Source organism: Azospirillum oryzae (genome assembly GCF_900177515.1).
GTDB lineage: Bacteria > Pseudomonadota > Alphaproteobacteria > Azospirillales > Azospirillaceae > Azospirillum > Azospirillum oryzae_A.
This window is the reverse complement of sequence record NZ_FXAK01000009.1, coordinates 169,526-191,633: the sequence shown is the minus strand read 5'-3', so window position 1 is coordinate 191,633 and position 22,108 is coordinate 169,526. Positions and strand designations below refer to the sequence as shown.

Genomic DNA, 22,108 nt, shown 5'->3' with positions numbered 1-22,108 from the left:
TCGAACGTTTGTAGCAGGAAAATTCGATGGAGCTGCTGGTTTTCGTCGCTAACCTTTGAAGGGGAGCAAATCAAAGGACGCGACCATGCTGAAAGCCTTCACTTTGGCGATGGGGATTGCCACCGCTGCGGCACTGCCTGCGGCCGCAGCGGAAATTCACGCTTACGGTCCGGGCGGTCCGCTTCCCGCCATGAAGCAGGCCGCCCTCGCCTTCGAGAAGGACACGGGCGTCAAGGTCATCATCAAGGCAGGTCCGACGCCCTCCTGGATCGGGGAGGCGAAGGAGGACGCGGACATCGTTTTCAGCGGTTCGGAAACGATGATGTCCGACTTCGTAAAAGCCTTCGGCGGACAGATCTCCGAAGAAAATGTCGTTCCGCTCTATCTTCGGCCCTCTGCAATACTCGTCCGCCCCGGAAATCCCGACAGGATCGGTGGGTTGAACGATCTGATGAAGCCCGGACACCGCGTTCTGGTCGTCAACGGCGCCGGCCAGAACGGTCTTTGGGAAGACATGGCCGGCCGCACCGGCGATATCTCCAAGGTCAAGGCTCTCCGGCAGAACATCAAGCAGTTCGCCTCCAACAGCGCCGAAGCCAGGAAAGCCTGGATCGAGGACAAGAGCCTCGACGCCTGGATCATCTGGAACATCTGGCAGGTGAGCAATGCCGATCTCGCCGATACCGTCGATGTGGAGCCGTCCTATCGCATCTACCGCGACACCGGCGCAGTCCTGACGGAGAGAGGGCACGCGAAGGACGAGGCAAAGGCTTTCCTGAAATTCCTCCAGGGTGAGAAGGCGGCCGCCATCTTCGCCAAAGCTGGATGGATCGTGCCAGCCTCTTGAGATCAGAAATAGGAGCGAACGATGTCGAGAAATGTGAAGAGAATCGCCGTCACCGGCGCGGCCGGTCAGATCTGCTATTCGCTTCTGTTCCGGTTGGCCGCCGGGGACCTTTACGGGAACATGCAGCGGATCGAACTGCGTCTTCTCGACCTGCCCCAGGCGCAGCCGGCTCTGCGCGGTGTCGTCATGGAGTTGGAGGATTGCGCCTTCCCGCTCCTTGCGAACATCGTCATGACGGACGACCCGGCGGTCGCGTTCCGGGATGTCGATGCGGCCTTCCTCGTCGGCTCGCGGCCGCGCACCAAGGGCATGGAACGTCGTGATCTGCTCACCGCGAACGCGGAGATCTTTAAGGTCCAGGGCCGGGCAATAGGCGAAAACGCCCGCCGCGACGCGCGCGTTCTGGTGGTCGGCAATCCCGCGAACACGAACGCGGCGATCCTGCTCCGCCATGCGCCGGGTTTCGATCCCTCCCAAGTGAGCTCGATGATCCGGCTCGACCACAACCGGGCACTGACGCAACTCGCCGGCAAGGCCAACTGCACCGTCTCGGAGATCGAAAATCTGGTGGTGTGGGGCAATCATTCGCCGACGATGTTCGCCGACTGGACCTTCGCGACGGCGGCGGGGAAGCCGCTGCCGGCCGTGGTCGACGATGAAGCCTGGTATCGTGGGACGCTGATCCCCGAGGTCGCACGCCGCGGCACCGCGATCATCGAAGCGCGCGGCGCCTCATCCGCGGCCTCCGCGGCCAACGCCGCGATCGACCAGATGCGGGACTGGCTGGCGGGAACCGGGGGGAAATGGACGTCGATGGCCGTGCCGTCGCAAGGACAGTACGGGGTGCCGGAAGGGCTGGTTTGCGGATTTCCGGTCATTTGCTCCCAGGGTTCCTACAGGATCGTCGAAGGTTTAGAGCTGAACGGCTTCCAGCGCGAAATGCTGCAGAAGACCGTGAAGGAACTCACCGAAGAACGGGATGCCTTGTCGTCCTGACCTGACCGCTGATTGCCGCTGCTTCGCCGTATCACCGACATCCCCGCGGAAACGTTCGACCAACTCCAGGCGGCACGAATGCCTTCACGCTGCATGATTATCGAGGCCGCGGTTTGAAAGGTCGGTTCCGGAAGCGGCGATTAAGCCATCTGTGCCGGCTTGTCCCTGAAAAGGGCCGAGGAACGGTGTGCCTTGAAAATTCGAGGAGGGTAATGTGTTCGCCACCGTTGCAGCGAAGCAGGAGTCGTGTGCCCGCGGTCGCGCCAAGCCGTACCGGCTGTCGGCGATCGTGGCATTGCTCTCGCTGACCGCTCCGCCACTGCACGCCGATCAGTTGACGGAGATCGGCCACCAGATATTCGAGCACGGGAGCGGTGGCGATGCTTCCGCAGCCGGATGTTCGTCATGCCACGGAAGCCATGGCGAAGGAAACCAGTTCGGCGGCATCCCGAAGCTGGCCGGCTTCGACAGTTTCTACATCACGAGGCAGCTTCACGGATTCAAAAGCGGCATCCGCACCAATCCGATCATGTCTCCGTATGCCTCTGCCTTGGACGATCACCAGATATCCGCCGTTGCCGCCTACATCGCCACGCTTCCCGACGTACGGGCCGACTCACGGGCCGTTTCACAGGATGAGCGGGTCTCCGGCGGGCAGGCCAAGGCCGATGCCGCTCCACCCTTGGTGAGGGACGGCGACCCCACCCGGGGAATACCTGCCTGCGCCACCTGCCATGGCGCCGTCGGCGACGGCTATGCCACCGCACCGGCCCTTGCAGGACAGTCCGCCGATTATCTCGCCCGCACGCTTCTCGCCTGGCGGAACGGGAAACGGCCGGAAGGCCCCGACTACTTCATGTCTCTCATCTCGCCAAGACTGACGCGCGGGGAAATCGAGGCGCTGTCTGCCTACTACGCGGATTTGGCGAGGCCCGTTCAACACTCATCCGGACAACAGCCCTGATTCAGCGGGGATGCCATCACCATGACGACATACTCGTTCAACCGCCGACGACTCTTCACCATGACCGCCTATGGCGCACTCGGTGCGGCGTTGCCGCCGGTCGCCCGGTCCGCCCTGGCGGAGACGATCGACCTTCCCTTCGCCAATGGGGAGCGCCAGATCGCACCGGCGGGGACCTTCCCCGAAAAGGCCGCCATGATAATCCACCGGACAAGGCCGCCGCTTCTCGAAACGCCATGGTCCGTGCTGGGGCAGCATGTCTTCACCCCCAACGAGAGCTTCTATGTCCGTTGGCATCTGGGGGATTTTCCCACCCATGTCGACATCGCCAGCTACCGGATTCGCGTGTATGGCGCGGTGGACGCGCTCTACGAGATTTCGCTGAAGGATCTGGCGGCGGATTTCGATCCGATCGATCTCGCAGCCGTGAACCAATGCTCGGGCAACAGTCGCGGGCGGGTCGAACCACGGGTGCCGGGGGCGCAGTGGGCGGACGGCGCGATGGGCAACGCCATGTGGACGGGCGTGCCGATCAGCCAAATCATCGCTCGCGCAAAGCCTCGGGCAAACGCCTCCCATGTCGCCTTCCGATCCATGGAGAGACTTGTCTCGATGTTTCCGGACAAGGACATCTACGAGAAGGTCCTTCCTCTGGAAAAGGCGATGGACGGCAATGTGATGGCCGCCTACGGGATGAATGGCGAGCAGATGCCGGTCCTCAACGGGTCGCCGGTCCGGCTGGTCGTGCCGGGATGGTATGCGACCTACTGGGTGAAGATGCTGAGCGAAATCGAGGTTACGACCCATCCGGGCGAAAAGTTCTGGATGGCGGGTGCCTACAAAATTCCGGATCGGCCGAACGGCTCGATCAGGCCCGGCGAGACGGGCGTCAATTATGTCCCCATCTCCGCCATGAATCCCCGGAGCTTCTTCTCCAACGCCGGCACGGGCGACAGGATTTCGTCGGGCGCGGATTTCGTGCTGCGCGGCCTAGCATTCGGCGGCAATTCCGCGGTCAGGTCCGTCGACATCTCCCTCGATGAGGGCCGCAGCTGGGAGCCGGCCAGCCTGGGCAAGGACTGGGGCGATTTCAGCTTTCGCCAATGGAGTTTCCGCCTTCCTGCGGGACGCAAGGGGAAGCTCGCGGTGATTGCGCGTGTGACCAGCGCCCTCGGGGAACGGCAGCCGCTTCAGGCCGGATGGAATGGCGGAGGGTTCATGTACAACCCGGCACCCCGCATAGACATCGAATTCGTATGAGGGAACGACCAGGATGCGGACGCGATATCTCATATTCCTCCTCTCGGTCGTTCCGGGCGCCACGCTGGCCGCGTCGGGCGTCACCTTCCCGGCGTCGAAAATCGATTTGAAGCCGCAGAGCGTGACGCTCCCGGGATCGGGCGCCCGCTACGAAGGGCCGGGCGCGGCCGTCCTCAACACGAACTGCCTGCTCTGCCACTCCCCGGCATTCGTCGATTCCCAGCCGCCCTTGCCGGCGGATGTCTGGAAGTCGGAAGTGACCAAGATGCGGGACAGCTTCGGTGCGCCGATCGGCGACGCCGCCATACCCGACATCGTTCGCGCGCTTGTCGAACGGCATGGGCTTCCGGCCGGCAATGCGCCGGGCGGCGAGGGGGAGGCCGGGGCCTCGGGCTGACCTGACGCTCCCACTCGGACGGCTCTGGTAGCTCCAACGGTCCGCGGACCCGCGACGCCCCTGTGCATCCATCCGGAAGGCCAGGACTTGCCGGGCCATCGGCGCGTCTCTGGGCATGGACCACAAAACCGAGCAAAGGGAAAACCAGATGAATGAGAAGATCGAGCCTGGGCAAAATGCCCCTCTTCCGCTTTCCCCTGTGAAACCCGTCGGAACATGGATCGTGGGCGGCTTCCTTCTGGTGGTTTCGCTTGCAGTCTGGTGCCTTGTCGCCGCCCTCTTCTCCATCCGCACATAAGGGTCTGCCATGTCCCGAGAAACTGTTCTGGACCCATTCGACGAAGCCTTTCATCGAACAGCCGATCGTCATGAACGCGTATGGGTCTTACTGTGCGTCCTGATGCTGACGCTCCTGATGATCGGGACAATGTTCTTTGTCGTTCACGACTATGGCGTCGTCACCCGGTCCGAAGCCTACAATAATGAACAGATCCCGGCGGAGACCAGGCGCGCCTTCCAGGAAGGAGCGGTGGTTCGGACGGGGCCGAACGCCTATTCGGTCTACATTACCGGACGCCTCTGGAACTGGGCACCGGGTACCATCCACGTCAGGCAAGGCGCGGCCATCACCTTCCACGTCACAAGCGCGGATGTGTTGCATGGCTTCGAGGTACAGGGCACGCCGGTGAATTTGACCGCCGTCCCGGGAATGGTGGGGACGGTCACCCACACCTTCCAGCGCGCCGGCGTCTTCTTCATCATCTGCAACGAGTTCTGCGGCCTTGAGCATCAGGCCATGGTCGGCAGGATCGTGGTCGATCCGCAGGAGGCCCAGTCATGAGCGCCGTCGGTTTCGCAGACCTGTCCCACGACGAAGCGTCCGCCTCCGTCGGCTCGACATGGGCGGCGGCACGGCGTCTGATGCTCGCCTTTCTCGTTACCGGCTTCAGCGCCCTCATGATCGGTGCCTCCATCGGGCCGCTCCAGGCGCTGAACTATGCCGGGATCGATCTGTATCCGTTTCTGGAGCCGGCCCTGAAGACCTACTATCAGGGCCTGACGATCCATGGCGTGCTGAACGCCTATGTCTTCACCTTCTTCGTGACGGCCGGCCTGCTGGTGTATCTGCCGGCCCGGGAGATGGACGTTCCGATCCCCCTGGGTCTGTGGGGGGCATGCTACGGAACCATGGCCGTCGGAACGCTGATGCTCCTCGTGGCGATGTTCGACAATTCGGCGACCGTCCTCTGGACTTTCTACCCGCCGCTCAAGGGCAGCGCGTTCTTCTATGTCGGAATGACCCTGCTGGCCTTCGGCAGCGTCCTGCCGCTGCCGGTCCTGCTGGTCATGCGCCGTCGCTGGCGTACGCTGCATCCGGGCATGATCACGCCACTCGTCACCTACATGTCGGTCATCACCATGCTGATGTGGGGTGTCTGCTCCCTCGGCGTGGGGCTGGAACTCCTCGTCCAGCTTGTCCCCTGGAGCCTCGGCTGGATCGACGCCGTCAACCCGATGATTGCACGCACGCTGTTCTGGCTCACCGGACATCCGATCGTCTATTTCTGGCTCATGCCCGCCTACGTGTCCTGGTACGGACTGTTGCCGCGCCAGGCGGGGGGAAAGCTTGCCTCCGACACGATGGCTCGCATCACCTTCGTCATGCTTTTCGTCTTTTCACTGCCGGTCGGAAGCCACCATCAGTTCGCGGATCCCGGTTTTTCCCCCATATGGCGCGGCATTCTGACGGCCTTGACGATGTCGGTGGCCCTGCCGAGCCTGATCACCGCCTTCACCATCGGTCTCAGTTTGGAATATGCCGGCCGCCGGCGTGGCGGCCGCGGCATTTTCGGCTGGTTCACGGCATTGCCCTGGGGAAATCCGGCCGTTGCCGCGCAGGTTCTTGCCGCCATCACCTTCATCGTCGGCGGCTCCACCGGGCTGGTCAATGGCAGCTGGCAGCTGGACAGCATCGTCCACAACACCACCTACCTGCCCGGCCACTTCCATCTGACGGTCGGAAGCGTCACGGCGCTGACCTTCATGAGTCTGGCCTTCTGGATGGTGCCGCACCTGAGCGGGAAGGCTCTGGTCAGCCGCCGGCTGGCGCTCGCCTCGGTCTGGCTCTGGTTTGTCGGGATCTCCCTGTTTGCGGTCGGCATGCTGTGGTCGGGGCTTCATGGGGTTCCGCGCCGCGCCTGGGTGTCCAGCCTGCCGGCGCCGGTCTATGACGCACTCTATGGGAATGCGCAGCTACCGCTCGCAGTCGTGGGACTTGGCGGTGCCGTCCTCTGGCTCGCCCTGCTCTGTTTCTACAGCCTGTTCTTCGCAAGCCTGGTCTTCGGCGCGAAGACCGAAGAAGGACGGGAGATCGGCTTCGCCGAGGTGCTCGGCGCCTATGCGGGCAGTGCCGCTCCGAACCGTGTCGCCGGGGCGCTCGACCACATCTGGATCATGACGTGGCTCGTCGCGCTTGCAACCGTCGCCGCCTATGTCCCGATCTTGTGGCCCTTCCTGCAGCATGCAAACCTCTCCACCGGCTGGAGGGTCTGGTGATGACGGACCAGGCGGAGCAGGGATTGCCCCTCCTGCTCTCCATCCGCCGGGCGGCAATCGTCTGCGGCGCCATGGCGGCCCTGTTGTGCGGCTATGCGTTCCTGTGGTCACCGAACACATTCTATGGTTCCTCCGCGGGCGACGTCCGCGACCCGGCGCTCGATCTGACGACGCTGTACGGCCGCCCCTTCCGGCTGGACAGCCTGAAGGGGCATGCGGTCCTGGTCTATTTCGGCTATGCGAGCTGCCCAGAAATCTGCTCCACCACATTTCTCGGCTTGGGACACGTGTTGGAACGTCTCGGTTCGCGAAAGAGCGAGATAGAGACGGTGTTCGTCACGCTCGATCCGGTCGCGGATACGCCCGACAGGTTGCGACAGTATCTCGCGTCGTTCGATCCGCCGCCCATCGGCTTGACGGGGAGCGAGGTTGCGGTGGCGAACGCTGCCCGCAACTGGAACATATCCTGGTGGCGGGACAAGGACAGCGGCCTCATAAACCATACGTCGGTTGTGTTCCTGCTGGATCCCCGGGGGCGGCTGCGCACGCGATACAGTTACTCCCAACTCGGCGACGCCGAGGCGGTGGCCAATGACATCCGCCATGTGCTCGACTGAAGCCAAGCCGCCGCTGGGCTGGAGGCTCTGCGGCCTGTTGGCCGCCCTGCTGGTGATCGGGGTGTCGGGCTGGGGGATTCACAATCCCCTATCCTCGATGTCGCTCTATACCATATCCCTCATGGGGCTGAACCAGGCCGCTCCCGCTTTGTTGTGCGCTTCGCTGCCTGCCGCATGGTGGCATCGGCTTGAACGGTCCCCGACGGCTTGCGGATGGCTGCTCGATCCCTGGATTGCGGGCGCTGCCTTCATGCTCGCGAGCACAGCCATCGGCTATCCCGCCATTCTCGATCCAAGCATCGCGAACGCCCTCTTCGCCGCCCCCCTCGGTCTGCTGGAATTCGTGATCGGGACGATGCTCTGGGCCCAGATCCTCGCGGCGAGATCGACGGGGCCACGCCCGTTCGGGATCTGCGTGCTCGCAATCGTGGCGGGGATCCCGATGACCATCGTCTCGGTCCTGTGGATGACGTCTCCCAGCGTGCTTTACACGCCATATCTTGACGTCGTCTGCTTATGGAACCTGTCGCCGATCGAGGACCAGCGCCTGTCGGGCTTCATCATGTTGGTTTCCGGGATACCACTTCAACTTGCGGGAATTTGCAAACTGCTTTTCCCTTGAAATACCGTAAGCGTCGTCTATGGGCCAGCCTTGCTGGAGCAGTGTGCCGCGTGCCGGCGTGTCGCATGGAGGGGGTGAGGGCAAGAGGTTGCCCTGGCTCCCCCCGCCGGTCAGGCGGTGCGGACGGAGTTCGGGCGTCCGAGGTCGAGCATGCGGTTGAGCACGGCGGCGGCGGCGATGGCGATCTCGGTGGCCGGCGCTCGGTCGGCATGGAGCCGCAGGGCCGGTCCGATGACCTGCTTCCAGCGTCCGATCTGCCCCTCGACCTTTGCCCTCTGATTGTAGCCGCTGCTCCGCTGCCAAGCCATGCGCCCGGTCGTAGGCGCCATCACCGGTGAACGCGGCCACCGGGCCGGTGACTTGGTCGAGCAAGGGGCCGACCTGGGCGTCGTCGTCAACATCGCGGTCGGTCAGCGTGGCTGCGCCGCTTCGGCCGTGGGATGCGGTGACGGCGAGCGGCATTCGCTTTATGCGGCATGGCGACAGACCAGAGCGGGAGTGGGGCCTCCGACTACGACACCGGCAACATCCGTGCAACACGCTACATCATGCGCTACCAGCGACTGATCGGGCGCAGCCTGCGATCCCGGAGTCTGCCTGCCCAGAAAGGTCGAGGTCACCACTGGCCGCCGGCGGATTCCCCATCGCGGCGATTTGTGCGCCAATGTAAGGCGCTGGCCTCCCCGTCAATGCGTCCCCGGATTGGCCCGCGCCCGCGTCACCGCGTTCGCCACGTCGGTCCAGGCCGCCTTGTCCGGAGCGAAACGGCCGCGCAGATACGCCATCAGATCCGCAACCTGGCGGTCGGACAGGCTGTCGCGGAAGGCCGGCATATAGCCGAGGTCGCGGGTCGCCGGGTTCTGGATGCCGTGCAGGATGACGCGGGCGAGATTGTCGGGGCTGTCGCTGTGGACGTTGCTGTTCACCGCCATCGACGGACTGACGCCGAACAGCGTCGGTCCGTTGCCGTCGCTGTGGCAGGCTTGGCAGGCGCCGTTGAAGATGCGCTCTCCATTGGCGGAACTGACGGGGACGGGCGTGGCCGCGGGCGCTTCCACCGCATCACCGCCCACATCGCTGCCCAGGGAGGCGAGATAGACCGCCATCGCCCGCACATCCGCCTCCGGTACGGTCGACAGCTCGTGCACCACTGCGGCCATCGGGCCTGCGGCGACGCCATGGCGCTGGGAGAAGCCGGTGCGCAGGTAGGTGAACAGGTCGTCCTCCGTCCAGGGCTTCGGCGCCTTGGACAGCGCGGTCAGCGCCGGCGCCTCCCAGCCGTCGACCGTGCCGCCGGCCAGGAAGGCCTCGCCCAGCTTCTCCGCCCCCAGCGCGTTGCGCGGGCTGTGGCAGGCAGCGCAGTGGCCAAGCCCGTTGACCAGATAGTTGCCGCGGTTCCACTCGGCGCTCCGCTGCGGGGCCGGCTTGTAGGTCTCACGGTTGAGAAACAGGGTGTTCCACCCCGCCATCATCGGGCGCAGGTTGAAGGGGAAGCGCATGGTGTTGGCTGGCGTCTCGCTGCGCACCGGCTGCTGCGTTATCATGTAGGCATAGAGCGCCTGCATGTCGTCTTCGGTCATGTTGCGGAAGGCGGTGTAGGGGAAGGCCGGATAGAGATGCCGGCCGTCGCGGCTGATCCCCTCGCGCATCGCCCGGTCGAAGGCGGCGAAGGACCAGCGCCCGATCCCGCTGTCCGGGTCCGGCGTGATGTTGGTGCTGTAGACGGTGCCGAACGGCGTCTCGAACGGCCGGCCGCCGGCATTGGCCGCACCATTCTCCACCGTGTGGCAGACCGCGCAGTCGCCGAGTGCCGCCAACTGCCTCCCGCGCTCGATGGTGGCGGACGACCACAGCCCTGAGGACGGCGGCGAGACCGGGACGATTTCGGCGCGGAAGGGCAGGGCGCTGCTCGCCATGCCGATCATCACCCCGCATAAGCCGGTCAGTGAGGCGCCGAGCCACGCCTTCCAGCCGCGCTTGCGCGGCTTCACCGCTTCCGGCGGGGCGGGCGCGACCGCTTCGGACGGGCCGTTCAGCGCCTCGCGCACCCGCTCCGCTGTGATTGGCAACTCGCGGAAGCGAATCCCGGTGGCGTCGAAGATCGCGTTGGCGATGGCCGCCGCACTGGGGACGGAGGCTGACTCGCCCGATCCCAGTGGCGGCTCGGTCTCGCGCGGCATCATCAGCACATCGATGTCCGGCACCTCGGGGAAGGTCATGATCGGATAGCCGCCCCATTCCTTGGCGGCGACCACCGAATCCTCGAACTCCACCTGTTCCTTCAGCACCCGGCTGGTCGATTGGATGACGTTGCCGTGGATCTGGTGGCGCACGCCGTCGGGGTTGATCATCTGGCCGGCGTCATGGCCGACCACCACGCGGGTCACCGCGATCTCACCGGTCTTGCGGTCCACCGCCACGTCGGCCACCCAGGCCGCCCATGCGGCGCCGAAGCCGGGGAACTTGCTGTGGATGTAGCGGGCATAGGCGAAGCCGCGTCCGCGCAGCACGTCTCCCTCCGGCGGGGTCTGCTGCGGGGCGGTGCGCGGCTGCCAGCCGGCACGCCCGGCGACGGCACGGATCAGGTCGGCGGCGCGTTCGTCGTCGCGCAGGTGGCGCAGGCGGAATTCCACCGGATCGACCCCGGCGGCGAAGGCAAGCTCGTCGATGTAGCTGTCATGGGCGAAGCTGTTGGGCATCGCCGACACCCCGCGCATCCAGGAGGCGCGGACGATGGGAGCCATGTCGTTGATGACCACCCGCATGTTCTCGTAGTCGTAGGGCGGGATGGAGGTGCGGTCGCCCATCTCGAACACCGCCGCCACCGGATCGACCCGTCCGGTCAGCAGCAGCGCCAGCGTCGGCGCGCCGTTCGACGGGTAGCTGGTGGCGAAGTCGTAGGCGACGATGCCGCCGTCGGCGCTGATCCCGCCATCGACCTCCATCAGCTGGGCGGTGCCCTTCGGCTCCCACAGATGCTCCTGCTCGCGGGTCAACTGGACGCGCACCGGACGGCCGACCGCCTGCGACAGCAGCAGCGCATCGGCCGCCACGTCGTCGGCGCAGTTGCGGCCATAGCAGCCGGCGGCCTCCATTCGCACCACGTCGATCCGCTCCTCCGGCCATTCCAGCAGCCAGGCAAGGTCGGCGCGCAGCAGATGCGGGTTCTGGGTGCCGGACCAGACGGTCGCATGGTCCGTGCCGCAATCGGCGACGGCGCAGGACGGCCCGATCGAGCCGTGCATCTGGTAGGGCCAGACATAGGTCCGCGTCATCCGCTGGTCGGCGGTGGCTAGGGCGGCATCGACATCGCCCTTGTCCAGCACCTTGCGTGGCGTGCTGGGATTCTCGCGCAGGGCCTGGGCGAGGTTCGACAGGTCGGGCAGCTTGCGGGTCCAGGGCTTCCAGCTGATCTTCAGCTCCCGCGCCGCCTTGATCGCCTGCTCCTCGCGCTCCGCCACCACGCCGACGAAGTCGCGCAGCACCACCACCTTGACGACGCCTGGGATGTGGGCGATGGAGCCTTCGTCGATGCTCTCCAGGCTGTTGCCGACGAACTCGCCGCTGTCGATGCCGGCATAGGGCGGGCGGACCACCCGGCCATGCAGCATGCCCGGCAGCCGCAGGTCGTGTACATACGAGAATTCGCCGGTCGCCTTGGCCGGAATGTCGACGCGGGGCGCCCCCTTCCCGACCAGCTTGTACTGTTCGCGCGCCTTCAGAGGGGCCTTGCCGCTGATGCGCAACTCCACCCGCTCGCCCCGCACCAGCTCACCGTATGAAATGCGGCGGTTGCCGTCGCCGGCGATCACCACGCCCTCTTCGACGCGCAACTCTCCTGCCGGCACGCCGAACAGGGCGGCGGCGCGCTCCAACAGGAAGCGGCGCGCCTCCGCCGCGGCGTTGCGGAGGGGGACCGCCGAAATCTGGATGGTGGCACTGGCGATGGTGGCGCCCTGGTTGGGCGTACGGCCGGTGTCGCCCAGCACCATGCGCAGCTGGTCCATGCGCAGGTCCAACTCCTCCGCGACGATCTGGGCCAGCGCCGTCTGGATGCCGGTGCCGAGATCGACATGGCCGTTGAAGGCGAAGACCTGCCCGTCGTCGCGCACCGCCAGGAACAGCGCGGTTTCCGGCGGTTTGGGCGTCGCGGTGGCACCCTTGGCGACCGGGCCGGAGGGCGGAAGGATCTCGTCAACGATCAGCAGGACGCCGGTCGCCGCCATCAGCTCCGCACGCGTCGGCGTCGGCTGGGACTGCAATTCGGGCGTCGGGCCGGGCGTCGAGATGGTCGTCATGATGTGCTCCGGGGGAGGAGAGAAGCTGCGCAGCCCGCATGACGGCGCGCAGGATTTCGACATGGGTACCGCAGCGGCACAGGTTGCCGGACAGGGCGCGGCGCACCTCGTCCATGGTCGGAGTCGGATTGCGGTCGAGCAGCGCCTTGGCGGTCATGATCATGCCGTTCATGCAATAGCCGCACTGTGCGGCCTGCTCGTCGATGAAGGCCTGCTGGACCGGGTGCGGGGCGGCGCTGCTGCCCAGCCCTTCCAGCGTCACCACCTCGCGCCCTTCCGCACCGGCCAGCGGGATCACGCAGGACCGTGCGGCGACGCCGTCGAGGATGATGGTGCAGGCCCCGCATTCACCGAGCCCGCAGCCGTATTTCGGCCCGTTCAGGGCCAGATCGTTGCGCAGGATGTAGAGCAGCGGCGTGTCGGCCATCGCCGTCACCGAGACGGCGCGGCCATTCACCCGCAGCGCGATGGTCTTTTCCATAAAGCGTCCGTCCGGTGCGATTGGTCCCGCATCCCCGCGGGCCTCCGCGGGAGCCTTGTCTGCAAGGCGTCGGCGGGTGGTTACTCCTCCCCGTCCTGCGTGATCATCTTCTGCAGGACATGGGTGACCGCCAGCCGTTCTGCCGGGTTCAGCTGCCCCATGGTCAGCTCGCTGATCCGCTTGGCGCAGGGCACCATGTCCTCCAGCAGTTGCCGTCCCTCGTCGGTCAGGCAGTTGATGACCTTGCGGCGGTCCTGCGCGTCGGAGGTCTGGCTGATCAGCCCGCGCGCCTTCAGCCGGTCGACGATGCCGCGGATCGTCGCCTGATCGATGGCGGTGGACTTCACCAGCTCGATCAGTGAACTCGGCCCATTGTCGCGGATGGCGCAGAGCGTGACGAACTGCACCGAAGTCAGCTGCGGGTCGCAGGCGTTGCGCTGGAAGATGGCGAGGTGCCGTTGATAGGCCCGCCGCAGCAGATGGCCGATCTGGTCGGAAAAGACGTAATCCGCCTCTCCGGGGCCAGCGTGGGGGCCGTCTTCGGGCAGCAGGTCTTGGGACATCGGGGACAACATGCGGTGGACCGGGTGTGTGGCGAACGATAGCAGCGGCGACGGGGGCAGGGAAGGGCGGCGGGCTTTCGGTCTCACGCCGCCCTTGATTCCGGACGTCATGCCCTGGACGCCTCCGGCGCCACCACGTCGCCGGCCAGCACCATTGGCTCGCCGTCCAGCAGGATGTCGCAGCCGCGCAGCGGGATGTCCATGTGGCAGGGGGTCTTGCGGCTGCCGCCGACCTCGGTGTTCGGGCCGGTGGAGAACAGGAAGTTGCCGTAGAAGGCGCGGGCGTCCATGCACATGCCGTCGTTCTTGTCGTGCAGGCCCATCGCCGTCCATTGCGCCCGCGGCTGCAGGCCCCAGCCGATGTGGGAGATGCCGTAGACCTCCGGATCCTTGAAGTAAGCCATGTAGTCGCGCAGGTATTCCGCCTCGAACCCACCATGGATGCGGCGGATGAAGCCCTCCTCGATCTCCAGCGTCACCTTCTCGCGCACATAGGTCTTGAAGGGCAGCAGGATGTCGCCGACGTCGAGCACCAGCGTGCCTTCGGCGCTGCCTTCGTCCGGCCAGGAGAACAGGAAGCCGCTCGGCCAATGGTCCCAACGGCCGGGCTCGTCGGCGAAGCCATATTCCGTCACCGTCGGATACTGGCCGAGCGTCGCGCGGAAATCGCTGCCGGCCTTGGAGGTCACGGCGATGGAGCGGGCGCGCTTCAGCCGTTCCGCCGCGGCGTTGACGCGAATCTTATCCTCCTCCGTCGGCATGATGCGGGCCAGCACCTCCGGCGGCTCCACCGCCAGCAGGATACGGGTGCCGGTCTTCAGGATCTGCTCCTGTTCCGGCGAATGCAGCAGCATCATGGTGTCGACGATCAAATCGGCCGCCTCCAGCGCGCGCTGGGCGGCAAGGTTGCCGGTCAGGGGCGTGTCGCCGCAATAGGCGGTCATGTCCATGCCCATGGCGCGCGGATGGTTGAAGGCCGGCAGTTCGACGCCGTACACGTTCGCACCCAGGCGCTGGGCCGCGTCCATCGCGGCGCGCACGATGCGCGGGTTGGAATAGTCGCTTTTCAACACAGCGACGCTCTGGGTCTTGTCCACTTTGGACAGGGTCAGAACCCGTTCGAACATCTGCGTCAGTTCGCGATCGCTGACCGGCATCTCATCTCTCCCAACCTAGGTGGCCATGGCCGCGCAATGCGCGATCCAGGCCGGATTTCCGGATGATCGTCTGCCGCTGACAGCGGCCGTCTGATCGATACATATAGAGCGTATAAGCTTAATTCGACCATGAACAGTGTGGGGGTAAGCTCTTTGTTGTCGCTGCGCCGATATGAACAATAATAAGGCATGCCTGATAAAAAATGAGGCGCCTCAAGGCTAAAATGCGATCAAACCGTGCCTTAATGCGGGTTTTCGGTCCCGCAAAGCCCGAGTGCCGTTGTATGACGAAATGTGTTGCGTGGCAAGTTGAAACAGCGTACACACTCTATAACGAGTTCAACGCAACGGTCGCCGGCCAGAGCCGGGGCGAGAAGCCCCCGGACACCCTTTCCGCACCCTTGCGTCCGGTCGCGCGCGCCGTGGCGCCGCCGGCCGAAAACCCCCACGTCAGCAAAGGGCCATACCCATGGGAAAGACTCAGAGAATCGCTATCGTCGGGGCCGGCCTGGGCGGGGCCGCCGCCGCCGGGCTTCTGCAGCAGGCCGGGTTCCAGGTGGATGTCTACGAACAGGCCCCTGAATTCTCCCGGCTGGGTGCGGGCATCCACGTCGGTCCCAACGTGATGAAGGTGTTCCGCCGCCTGGGCATCGAGAAGCCGCTGGAGGCGATGGGCTCCAAGCCGGACTTCTGGTTCAGCCGCGACGGCTTTACCGGCGATTACCTGTCACGAATCCCGCTGGGCGACTTCGCCAAGCGCGAATACGGTGCCGCCTACGTCACCGTCCACCGTGGCGACATGCATCTGCTGCAGATGGATACGCTGGCCTCCGGTTCGGTCTATTTCGACAAGCGGCTGGAGACGATCACCGACAGCGGTGACGACGTGCATCTGACCTTCGCCGACGGGACCGAGGCGCGTGCCGACATCGTCATCGGCGCCGACGGCATCAACTCCCGCATCCGCGAGGCCCTGCTGGGCGTCGAGGCGCCGAACTACAGCGGCTGGGTCGCGCACCGCGCGCTGATCCGCGGCGACCAGCTGGCCAAGTACGACCTGACCTTCGAGGACTGCATCAAGTGGTGGACCGAGGACCGTCACATGATGGTCTATTTCACCACCGGGAAGCGCGACGAATACTACTACGTCACCGGGGTGCCGCATCCGGCCTGGGACTTCCAGGAGGCCTTCGTCGACAGCAGCCGCGAGGAGATGTTCGAGGCCTTCCAGGGCTATCACCCGACCGTCCAGGCGCTGATCGAGTGCACGGAAGAGGTCACCAAATGGCCGCTGCGCAACCGCAACCCGCTGCCGCTGTGGAGCCGCGGCCGGCTGGTCCTGCTGGGCGACGCCTGCCATCCGATGAAGCCGCACATGGCCCAGGGCGCCGGCATGGCCATCGAGGACGCGGCGATGCTGACGCGCTGCCTGACTGAAACCGGCCTGACCGACTACCGCACTGCCTTCGCCCTGTACGAGGCCAACCGCAAGGACCGGGCGACGCGCGTGCAGGCGGTGTCCAACGCCAACACCTTCCTGCGCGACCAGGAGGATCCCGCCTGGGTCTTCGGCTACGACGTTTATGAGCAGCCGCTGCGCGAAGGCATCGCGGCATGACCGCCTCGACCTTCCTCTACGGCGCCAATGTCCAGGCGAACGGCATCCGCCAGCATTACCTGCGCTACGGCGGGGAGCGGCATGCCGGACGCCCTGCCATCGTGCTGATCCCCGGCATCACCAGCCCGGCCGTCACCTGGGGCTTCGTCGCCGAGCGCTTCGGGCGGCAGTTCGACACCTATGTGCTGGACGTGCGCGGACGAGGGCTGTCGGAAAGCGGCCCGCATCTGGATTACGGCATCGATGCCTGCGCCGACGATGTGAACGCCTTCGTCGCCGCGCTCGGCCTGACCGACTACGTCCTGGTCGGCCATTCCATGGGTGCCCGCTTCGCCATCCGCGCTTCGGTGCGCGGGGACGGGAAGGGCCTGCGCCAGCTTGTGCTGATCGATCCGCCGGTCTCCGGCCCCGGCCGCCGGCCCTATCCCAGCGGGCTGCCCTGGTACGTCGATTCCATCCGCCAGTCCTTGAAGGGCATGGACGCCGACGCCATGCGCGCCTTCTGCCCGACCTGGACGGAGGAGCAGCTGCAACTGCGCGCGGAATGGCTGCACACCTGCTACGAGCCGGCCATCGTCCGTGCCTATGAAGGCTTCCACCAGGACGACATCCATGCCGACCTGCCGAAGCTGCCGGTTCCGGCGCTGCTGATCGTCGCCGGACGCGGCGGCGTCATCCAGCCGGAGGACGAGGAGGAGATCGCCCGCCTCCAACCCGCCATCCGCATCGCCCGCGTCCCCAACGCCGGGCACATGATCCCCTGGGACGACCTCGACGGCTTCTTCGCCGCCTTCGGCGACAGCCTCGGTCATCCGCTCGCCTGACACACAGGAACCAATCCCATGTCTTCGCTGTACCGCATCGGCCAGATCGTCCCCAGCTCCAACGTCACCATGGAAACGGAAATTCCGGCCATGCTGACCGCGCGTCAGGCGATCCGCCCGGAACGCTTCACCTTCCATTCCGCCCGCATGCGGATGAAGACGGTCAAGAAGGAAGAGCTGGCGGCGATGGACGCCGAATCCGACCGTTGCGCCGTCGAGCTGTCGGACGCCCGCGTCGATGTGCTGGGCTATGCCTGCCTCGTCGCCATCATGTCGATGGGCCTTGGCTACCACCGCGATTCCGAGGCGCGGCTTGCCCGCAAGACGCTGGAGAACGACGCGCCGGCCCCGGTGGTCACCAGCGCCGGCGCCCTGGTCGACGGGCTGAAGGTGATGGGCGCCAAGCGCATCGCCATCGTTGCCCCCTACATGCGCCCATTGACCGAGTTGGTGGTGGATTACATCCGCGCCGAGGGCTTCGAGGTGCAGGACTGGCGCGCGCTGGAGATCCCCGACAACCTCGACGTCGCCCGCCACGACCCCAACAACCTGCCGGACATCGTGCGCGGCATGAACCTGGAGGGCGTGGACGTGGTCGTCCTGTCCGCCTGCGTGCAGATGCCGTCGCTGCCGGTGGTGCCGCGGGTGGAGGCGGAGACCGGTAAGCCGGTGCTGACCGCCGCCATCGCCACCACCTACGCCATGCTGAAGTCGCTGAAGCTGGAGCCGATCGTGCCCGGCGCCGGCGCCCTGCTGTCCGGCGCTTACTAAGGAGCGACCACATGACCGACGGGCAGAGCGCATCCGACAATTACAAGGGCGTCTGGGGCAACCGGATCGGCTTCGGCGAGCGGCCGGCCCTCCTGGTGATCGACTTCATGCAGGGCTACACCACCGAAGGCGCGCCGCTCTACGCCCCCGGCGTGGTGAGCGCGGTGGCGGAGACGGTCGAGTTGCTGGAGACCGCCCGCCGCACCGGCATTCCAGTCGTCCACACCAACATCCGCTATCATCCCGGCCATTTCGCCGATGGCGGCATGTGGGTGCGCAAGGCCCCGGTGATGAAGGACATGGTGGAGGGCAACCCGCTCGCCGCCTTCTGCCCGGAGGTCACGCCGCAACCCGACGAGGTGGTGATCTCCAAGCAGTATGCCAGCGCCTTCTTCGGCACCAGCCTCGCGCCGATGCTGCATGCCATGGGTGTGGACACGGTGGTGCTGACCGGATGCTCGACCAGCGGCTGCATCCGCGCCAGCGCCGTCGATGCGGTCCAGCACGGCTTCCGCACCATCGTGGTGCGCGAATGCGTCGGCGACCGCCACGACGGCCCGCACGAGGCCAACCTGTTCGACATCGACAGCAAATACGGCGATGTGGTGAAGAAACAGGAGGCGCTTGCGCAGTTCGTAAAGAAGGTCGGCTAAAAAACGCTTTCCGGTATCAGGACCAATAAAAAGAAAACCGGGGCCAACACCCGGTGCCGCACCCGAGACAGGCGGCGCCGGCATGCAAAAACAGGACGGGTTCACAACGCGATCAGCGTAAGGAGACAGACGACATGTCCTATGCCCAGACGACAACAGCGAATGCCGCACCCAATGCAGCTTTGGGCGCGGCGCAGTCCGTCGATGCGGACCAGCTTTACAAGAAAATCACCTGGCGGATCATTCCCTTCCTCTGCTTCTGCTATCTGGCAGCCTATCTCGACCGCATCAACATCGGCTTCGCCAAGCTGCAGATGATGGGCGACCTCCAGTTCAGCGAGGCGGCCTATGGTCTGGGCGCCGGCCTGTTCTTCGTCGGCTACATCCTGTTCGAGGTGCCGAGCAACCTCGTGCTGACCAAGGTCGGCGCGCGGCTGTGGATCGCGCGCATCATGATCACCTGGGGCCTGCTGTCGGCCGCCACCATGCTGGTCTCTACCCCGACCCAGTTCTACATCGTCCGTTTCCTGCTGGGCGCCGCCGAGGCTGGCTTCCTGCCGGGCGTGCTCTATTACCTGACGCTGTGGTTCCCGACCTATCGCCGCGGCCGCATCATGGCGCTGTTCGTCATCGGCCTGCCGCTGTCCAGCGTGATCGGCGGCCCGCTGTCGGGCTGGATCATGGGCCATTTCGACCATGTCCAGGGCTTGCGCGGCTGGCAGTGGTTGTTCCTGCTGGAGGCGATCCCCAGCGTGCTTCTCGGCTTCCTGACCTTCATGGCGCTGCCCAACTCCTTCCGCGATGCCAAGTGGCTGTCGGGCGATGAGAAGGCCCGGATCGCCGCCGACCTGCACGGCGACGATGCCGAGGCCAAGCATGCCGGCCACAGCTTCAAGGAAGGGCTGCTGAACCTGAAGGTCTGGATGCTGGGCGGCATCGATTTCGCCATCCTGTTGACCGCCTACGCCATCGGCTTTTGGCTGCCCACCTTCATCCGCAAGACCGGCGTGGTCGACCCGTTCCACATCGGCCTGCTGACGATGATCCCCAACATCCTGGCCGTGATCGGCATCCTGCTGATCGGCGCCAGTTCCGACCGGATGCGCGAACGGCGCTGGCACATCATCGTTCCCTTTCTGGCCGCCTCCGCTGCGATGGCCGCCAGCACCTTCTTCGCCGAAAACCTCGTCGCCACCGTCGCGCTGTTCACCATCGCGTCAGTCGGCGTGCTGGGTCCGCTTCCGGCCTATTTCAGCCTGCCGGCCACCTTCCTGAAGGGCACGGCGGCGGCCACCGGCTTCGCCATGGCGATCTCGCTCGCCAGCATCGCCGGGCTGGTCAGCAACTCGCTGATCGGCATCGTGATCGACCTGACCGGCAGCAGCAGCGCCGCCCTGTGGTTCTTCTCAGGCTGTCTGCTGGTCGGCGCCCTGCTGGTCTATGCCCTCCCGCCGAAAGTGGTGAATCGCTGACCAAATGGTGTAGCGCGTAAACCATATGTGAAAGCTTGAATGGCAGTTTTTTATGGCCGGTCCGGCCGGCGCCACACCAGCGGGTGAGGCGCCGGCTCAACCGTTCCGACAAGACGTTCCAGCAAAACGCCAGACGCCGAGGGGCAACAGAGACATGATTTCCGCATTGCGTGGCATCCGGGGGCGCCTGCTTCTGCTGCCTTTGATCACCGTCCTGGCGCTGGTCGGCGCCGGGGCCATGACCGCGAAGACGCTCGGCACCGTGATGATGGAGGAGCGGCAGGCCCGCGCCCGCGTCGCGGTGGAGATGGTCACCTCCATCATCGAACGGTTCGAACAGCGGGCCGCATCCGGCGAACTGCCGGTCGCCGACGCGCAGAAGCTGGCGCTCGACATCGCGCGGACTGCCCGCTACGACGGGTCGGAATATGCGCTGATTCTCGACCGCAAGGGCAACATCCTGGCCCACCTGAACCCGCAGGTCGAAGGCAAGGCGATGTGGGACAGCACCGACAAGAGCGGCCGGCTATTCGTGCGCGACGAGATCAAGGCCGCCGAATCCGGCGGCGGTTATTCCTCCTTCTCCTTCCCCAAGCCCGGTTCCAGCGATCCGGTGGAGAAGTCCGCCTATTCCAAGCTGACCAAGGGCTGGGGCTGGGTGGTCAGCTCCGGTGTCTATCTCGACACGGTGGCCGCCGCGCGGATGCAGACCTTGCTGAACATCGCCGCGGTCATCGCGGTGCTGGCGGCGGTCAGCCTTGGCCTTGCCGTGTGGATCGGCCGGCGCATCACCACGCCCATCCTGCAACTGACCCAGGCCACCAACCGCATCTCCACCGGCGACCTGTCCGTCGCGATCAACCACCAGGACCGCAGCGACGAGGTCGGCACGTTGGCCCGCGCGCTGGAGGACTTCAAGCGCAACGGGCTGGAAGTCCGCCGTCTCCAGGCGGAAGCCGAAGCGCAGAAGGACCGCACCGAGGCCGAACGCCGCGCCGCCCTTCTCGACATGGCCGCCCAGTTCGAGGCGCGCGTGATGGGCATGGTCGCCGCCGTCGCCGCCGCTGCGCATGAGATGGAGAAAACCGCCTCCGGTATGGCCGCCGCCGCTGACCGCTCCGGCACCCAAGCCGATGCAGTGTCGCAAGCGTCCGAACAGGCCAGCAGCAACGTCAACACCGTCGCCGCGGCGACGGAGGAACTGTTCGCCTCCATTGCCGAAATCGGCCGTCAGGTGACCATGTCCACCAGCGTCGCCGGCCGTGCGGTGGATGAAGCCGCGAAGATCGACGGCATGATCCACAGCCTGGCGTCCGCCGCTCAGGAGATCGGACAGGTGGTGGAACTGATCAACGCCATCGCCGGTCAAACCAACCTGCTGGCGCTGAACGCCACCATCGAAGCGGCCCGCGCCGGCGAGCACGGCAAGGGCTTCGCCGTCGTCGCCTCGGAGGTCAAGGCGCTGGCCAACCAGACCGCCAAGGCCACCGAAGACATCCAGGCCAAGGTGCAGGAAATCCAGCAATTCACCGGGAATACGGTGACGGCGGTGCAGGGTATCGGCACGACCATCACCTCGGTCAGCGACATCGCCACCGCCATCGCGTCTGCGGTGGAGCAGCAGAGCGCCGCCACCAAGGACATCGGCGCCAACATCCAGCAGGCCGCCCGCCATACGGCGGAGGTCAACAGCAACATCGCCGGCGTCGCCCAGACCGTCGGCCAGACCGGCAGCGCCGCGTCCGGCGTGCTGTCCGCCTCCAGCGGTCTGGTCCGCGAGACGGTCAGGCTGCGTAGCGAGGTCGAGGACTTCCTGTCGACCGTCCGCGCCGCCTGATCGGCGGCCTCAGTGGGCAGGCGGTCGGAAGGCCTGGCTTTGCAGGATGGCCTGCCCGGACAGGGAGAGCACGACATCGACGAAAGCCTGCCCGCAAGCGGCATCGCCCTTTGCCATCACGGGTGATGCCGTACTTCGCACCATCGTCGCCCATGCCGGCATCTGGCTGGCGCTC

Annotated in this window: 21 protein-coding genes; 16 read left to right on the top strand and 5 right to left on the bottom strand. The window is 65.7% G+C overall.

The genetic code is table 11. The features are described 5' to 3' along the window. The first annotated feature begins 85 nt into the window (after positions 1–85). The 10 genes from B9N97_RS29355 to B9N97_RS29315 all read left to right on the top strand — a co-directional run bounded on the left by B9N97_RS29355 (position 86) and on the right by B9N97_RS29315 (position 8,259). Positions 86–847, top strand: a complete 762-nt coding sequence (locus tag B9N97_RS29355; RefSeq protein WP_085091367.1) for a substrate-binding domain-containing protein — start codon at positions 86–88, stop codon at positions 845–847. Positions 848–868: 21 nt separating this feature from the next. After that, entirely contained in the window at positions 869–1,843 is a 975-nt protein-coding gene (locus tag B9N97_RS29350; protein WP_085091366.1) for a malate dehydrogenase, read from the top strand. 214 nt (positions 1,844–2,057) lie between these two features. Continuing rightward, positions 2,058–2,807 carry a c-type cytochrome gene (locus B9N97_RS29345; RefSeq protein WP_085091365.1) on the top strand — a complete coding sequence of 250 codons (750 nt, stop codon included), beginning with the start codon at positions 2,058–2,060 and terminating at the stop codon, positions 2,805–2,807. 21 nt (positions 2,808–2,828) lie between these two features. Further along, complete coding sequence (locus tag B9N97_RS29340) at positions 2,829–4,067, top strand: molybdopterin-dependent oxidoreductase (RefSeq protein ID WP_085091364.1); 1,239 nt, start codon at positions 2,829–2,831, stop codon at positions 4,065–4,067. 13 nt (positions 4,068–4,080) lie between these two features. Beyond that, positions 4,081–4,464 (top strand): hypothetical protein, encoded by a 384-nt coding sequence (locus tag B9N97_RS29335; RefSeq protein WP_085091363.1) that lies wholly within the window; start codon positions 4,081–4,083, stop codon positions 4,462–4,464. Positions 4,465–4,612: 148 nt separating this feature from the next. Next, positions 4,613–4,762: a hypothetical protein gene (locus B9N97_RS35785; protein ID WP_167393418.1), complete on the top strand. Its 150-nt coding sequence runs from the start codon at positions 4,613–4,615 to the stop codon at positions 4,760–4,762. Between the two features lie 102 nt (positions 4,763–4,864). Continuing rightward, on the top strand, positions 4,865–5,305 hold the full coding sequence (locus B9N97_RS29330; RefSeq protein WP_208621301.1) for a cupredoxin domain-containing protein: 441 nt from the start codon (positions 4,865–4,867) through the stop codon (positions 5,303–5,305). Beyond that, positions 5,302–7,020 (top strand): cbb3-type cytochrome c oxidase subunit I, encoded by a 1,719-nt coding sequence (locus B9N97_RS29325; RefSeq protein ID WP_085091361.1) that lies wholly within the window; start codon positions 5,302–5,304, stop codon positions 7,018–7,020. Before B9N97_RS29330 ends, B9N97_RS29325 begins: the two co-directional genes overlap by 4 nt. Beyond that, a complete protein-coding gene (locus tag B9N97_RS29320) occupies positions 7,020–7,637 on the top strand; it encodes an SCO family protein (RefSeq protein WP_085091360.1) in 618 nt (205 codons plus the stop codon). The genes B9N97_RS29325 and B9N97_RS29320 overlap by 1 nt, the downstream gene beginning before the upstream one ends. After that, positions 7,612–8,259 (top strand): cytochrome c oxidase assembly protein, encoded by a 648-nt coding sequence (locus tag B9N97_RS29315; protein WP_085091359.1) that lies wholly within the window; start codon positions 7,612–7,614, stop codon positions 8,257–8,259. The genes B9N97_RS29320 and B9N97_RS29315 overlap by 26 nt, the downstream gene beginning before the upstream one ends. Positions 8,260–8,369: 110 nt before the next feature. Here B9N97_RS29315 and B9N97_RS29310 read toward each other — a convergent pair whose 3' ends face one another. The 5 genes from B9N97_RS29310 to B9N97_RS29290 all read right to left on the bottom strand — a co-directional run bounded on the left by B9N97_RS29310 (position 8,370) and on the right by B9N97_RS29290 (position 14,758). After that, the gene (locus B9N97_RS29310) at positions 8,370–8,567 is read right to left on the bottom strand and encodes a hypothetical protein (protein ID WP_085091358.1); all 198 of its coding nucleotides are present in this window, start codon (positions 8,565–8,567) and stop codon (positions 8,370–8,372) included. A gap of 378 nt (positions 8,568–8,945) precedes the next feature. Next, positions 8,946–12,557, bottom strand: a complete 3,612-nt coding sequence (locus B9N97_RS29305; RefSeq protein ID WP_085091357.1) for a molybdopterin cofactor-binding domain-containing protein — start codon at positions 12,555–12,557, stop codon at positions 8,946–8,948. Then, positions 12,454–13,038: a (2Fe-2S)-binding protein gene (locus B9N97_RS29300; RefSeq protein ID WP_085091356.1), complete on the bottom strand. Its 585-nt coding sequence runs from the start codon at positions 13,036–13,038 to the stop codon at positions 12,454–12,456. The genes B9N97_RS29305 and B9N97_RS29300 overlap by 104 nt, the downstream gene beginning before the upstream one ends. Positions 13,039–13,118: 80 nt before the next feature. Next, entirely contained in the window at positions 13,119–13,601 is a 483-nt protein-coding gene (locus B9N97_RS29295) for a MarR family winged helix-turn-helix transcriptional regulator (RefSeq protein WP_244560993.1), read from the bottom strand. A gap of 107 nt (positions 13,602–13,708) precedes the next feature. Beyond that, positions 13,709–14,758 (bottom strand): 2,5-dihydroxypyridine 5,6-dioxygenase, encoded by a 1,050-nt coding sequence (locus tag B9N97_RS29290; protein ID WP_085091355.1) that lies wholly within the window; start codon positions 14,756–14,758, stop codon positions 13,709–13,711. 469 nt (positions 14,759–15,227) lie between these two features. Between B9N97_RS29290 and B9N97_RS29285 the strand changes: the two genes are divergently transcribed. From B9N97_RS29285 to B9N97_RS29260, 6 genes are all read left to right on the top strand, one after another. After that, entirely contained in the window at positions 15,228–16,376 is a 1,149-nt protein-coding gene (locus B9N97_RS29285; RefSeq protein ID WP_085091354.1) for an FAD-dependent monooxygenase, read from the top strand. After that, a complete protein-coding gene (locus tag B9N97_RS29280) occupies positions 16,373–17,200 on the top strand; it encodes an alpha/beta fold hydrolase (protein ID WP_085091353.1) in 828 nt (275 codons plus the stop codon). The genes B9N97_RS29285 and B9N97_RS29280 overlap by 4 nt, the downstream gene beginning before the upstream one ends. A 69-nt stretch (positions 17,201–17,269) precedes the next feature. After that, positions 17,270–17,971 (top strand): maleate cis-trans isomerase family protein, encoded by a 702-nt coding sequence (locus B9N97_RS29275; RefSeq protein WP_208621342.1) that lies wholly within the window; start codon positions 17,270–17,272, stop codon positions 17,969–17,971. Between the two features lie 11 nt (positions 17,972–17,982). Then, complete coding sequence (locus B9N97_RS29270; protein ID WP_085091351.1) at positions 17,983–18,624, top strand: N-carbamoylsarcosine amidohydrolase; 642 nt, start codon at positions 17,983–17,985, stop codon at positions 18,622–18,624. A gap of 134 nt (positions 18,625–18,758) precedes the next feature. Then, entirely contained in the window at positions 18,759–20,096 is a 1,338-nt protein-coding gene (locus B9N97_RS29265) for an MFS transporter (protein WP_085091350.1), read from the top strand. Between the two features lie 154 nt (positions 20,097–20,250). Beyond that, on the top strand, positions 20,251–21,933 hold the full coding sequence (locus B9N97_RS29260; protein WP_085091349.1) for a methyl-accepting chemotaxis protein: 1,683 nt from the start codon (positions 20,251–20,253) through the stop codon (positions 21,931–21,933). The last annotated feature ends 175 nt before the right edge of the window (positions 21,934–22,108 follow it).

Coding starts and splice junctions, on each gene's coding strand:
- B9N97_RS29355 (WP_085091367.1), top strand. CDS start 86: ATGCTGAAAGCCTTCACTTTGGCGATGGGGATTGCCACCGCTGCGGCA.
- B9N97_RS29300 (WP_085091356.1), bottom strand. CDS start 13,038: ATGGAAAAGACCATCGCGCTGCGGGTGAATGGCCGCGCCGTCTCGGTG.
- B9N97_RS29295 (WP_244560993.1), bottom strand. CDS start 13,601: ATGTCCCAAGACCTGCTGCCCGAAGACGGCCCCCACGCTGGCCCCGGA.
- B9N97_RS29275 (WP_208621342.1), top strand. CDS start 17,270: ATGGAAACGGAAATTCCGGCCATGCTGACCGCGCGTCAGGCGATCCGC.
- B9N97_RS29260 (WP_085091349.1), top strand. CDS start 20,251: ATGATTTCCGCATTGCGTGGCATCCGGGGGCGCCTGCTTCTGCTGCCT.
- B9N97_RS29340 (WP_085091364.1), top strand. CDS start 2,829: ATGACGACATACTCGTTCAACCGCCGACGACTCTTCACCATGACCGCC.
- B9N97_RS29270 (WP_085091351.1), top strand. CDS start 17,983: ATGACCGACGGGCAGAGCGCATCCGACAATTACAAGGGCGTCTGGGGC.
- B9N97_RS29335 (WP_085091363.1), top strand. CDS start 4,081: ATGCGGACGCGATATCTCATATTCCTCCTCTCGGTCGTTCCGGGCGCC.
- B9N97_RS29350 (WP_085091366.1), top strand. CDS start 869: ATGTCGAGAAATGTGAAGAGAATCGCCGTCACCGGCGCGGCCGGTCAG.
- B9N97_RS29310 (WP_085091358.1), bottom strand. CDS start 8,567: ATGGCTTGGCAGCGGAGCAGCGGCTACAATCAGAGGGCAAAGGTCGAG.
- B9N97_RS29280 (WP_085091353.1), top strand. CDS start 16,373: ATGACCGCCTCGACCTTCCTCTACGGCGCCAATGTCCAGGCGAACGGC.
- B9N97_RS29265 (WP_085091350.1), top strand. CDS start 18,759: ATGTCCTATGCCCAGACGACAACAGCGAATGCCGCACCCAATGCAGCT.
- B9N97_RS35785 (WP_167393418.1), top strand. CDS start 4,613: ATGAATGAGAAGATCGAGCCTGGGCAAAATGCCCCTCTTCCGCTTTCC.
- B9N97_RS29320 (WP_085091360.1), top strand. CDS start 7,020: ATGACGGACCAGGCGGAGCAGGGATTGCCCCTCCTGCTCTCCATCCGC.
- B9N97_RS29305 (WP_085091357.1), bottom strand. CDS start 12,557: ATGACGACCATCTCGACGCCCGGCCCGACGCCCGAATTGCAGTCCCAG.
- B9N97_RS29330 (WP_208621301.1), top strand. CDS start 4,865: ATGCTGACGCTCCTGATGATCGGGACAATGTTCTTTGTCGTTCACGAC.
- B9N97_RS29325 (WP_085091361.1), top strand. CDS start 5,302: ATGAGCGCCGTCGGTTTCGCAGACCTGTCCCACGACGAAGCGTCCGCC.
- B9N97_RS29315 (WP_085091359.1), top strand. CDS start 7,612: ATGACATCCGCCATGTGCTCGACTGAAGCCAAGCCGCCGCTGGGCTGG.
- B9N97_RS29285 (WP_085091354.1), top strand. CDS start 15,228: ATGGGAAAGACTCAGAGAATCGCTATCGTCGGGGCCGGCCTGGGCGGG.
- B9N97_RS29290 (WP_085091355.1), bottom strand. CDS start 14,758: ATGCCGGTCAGCGATCGCGAACTGACGCAGATGTTCGAACGGGTTCTG.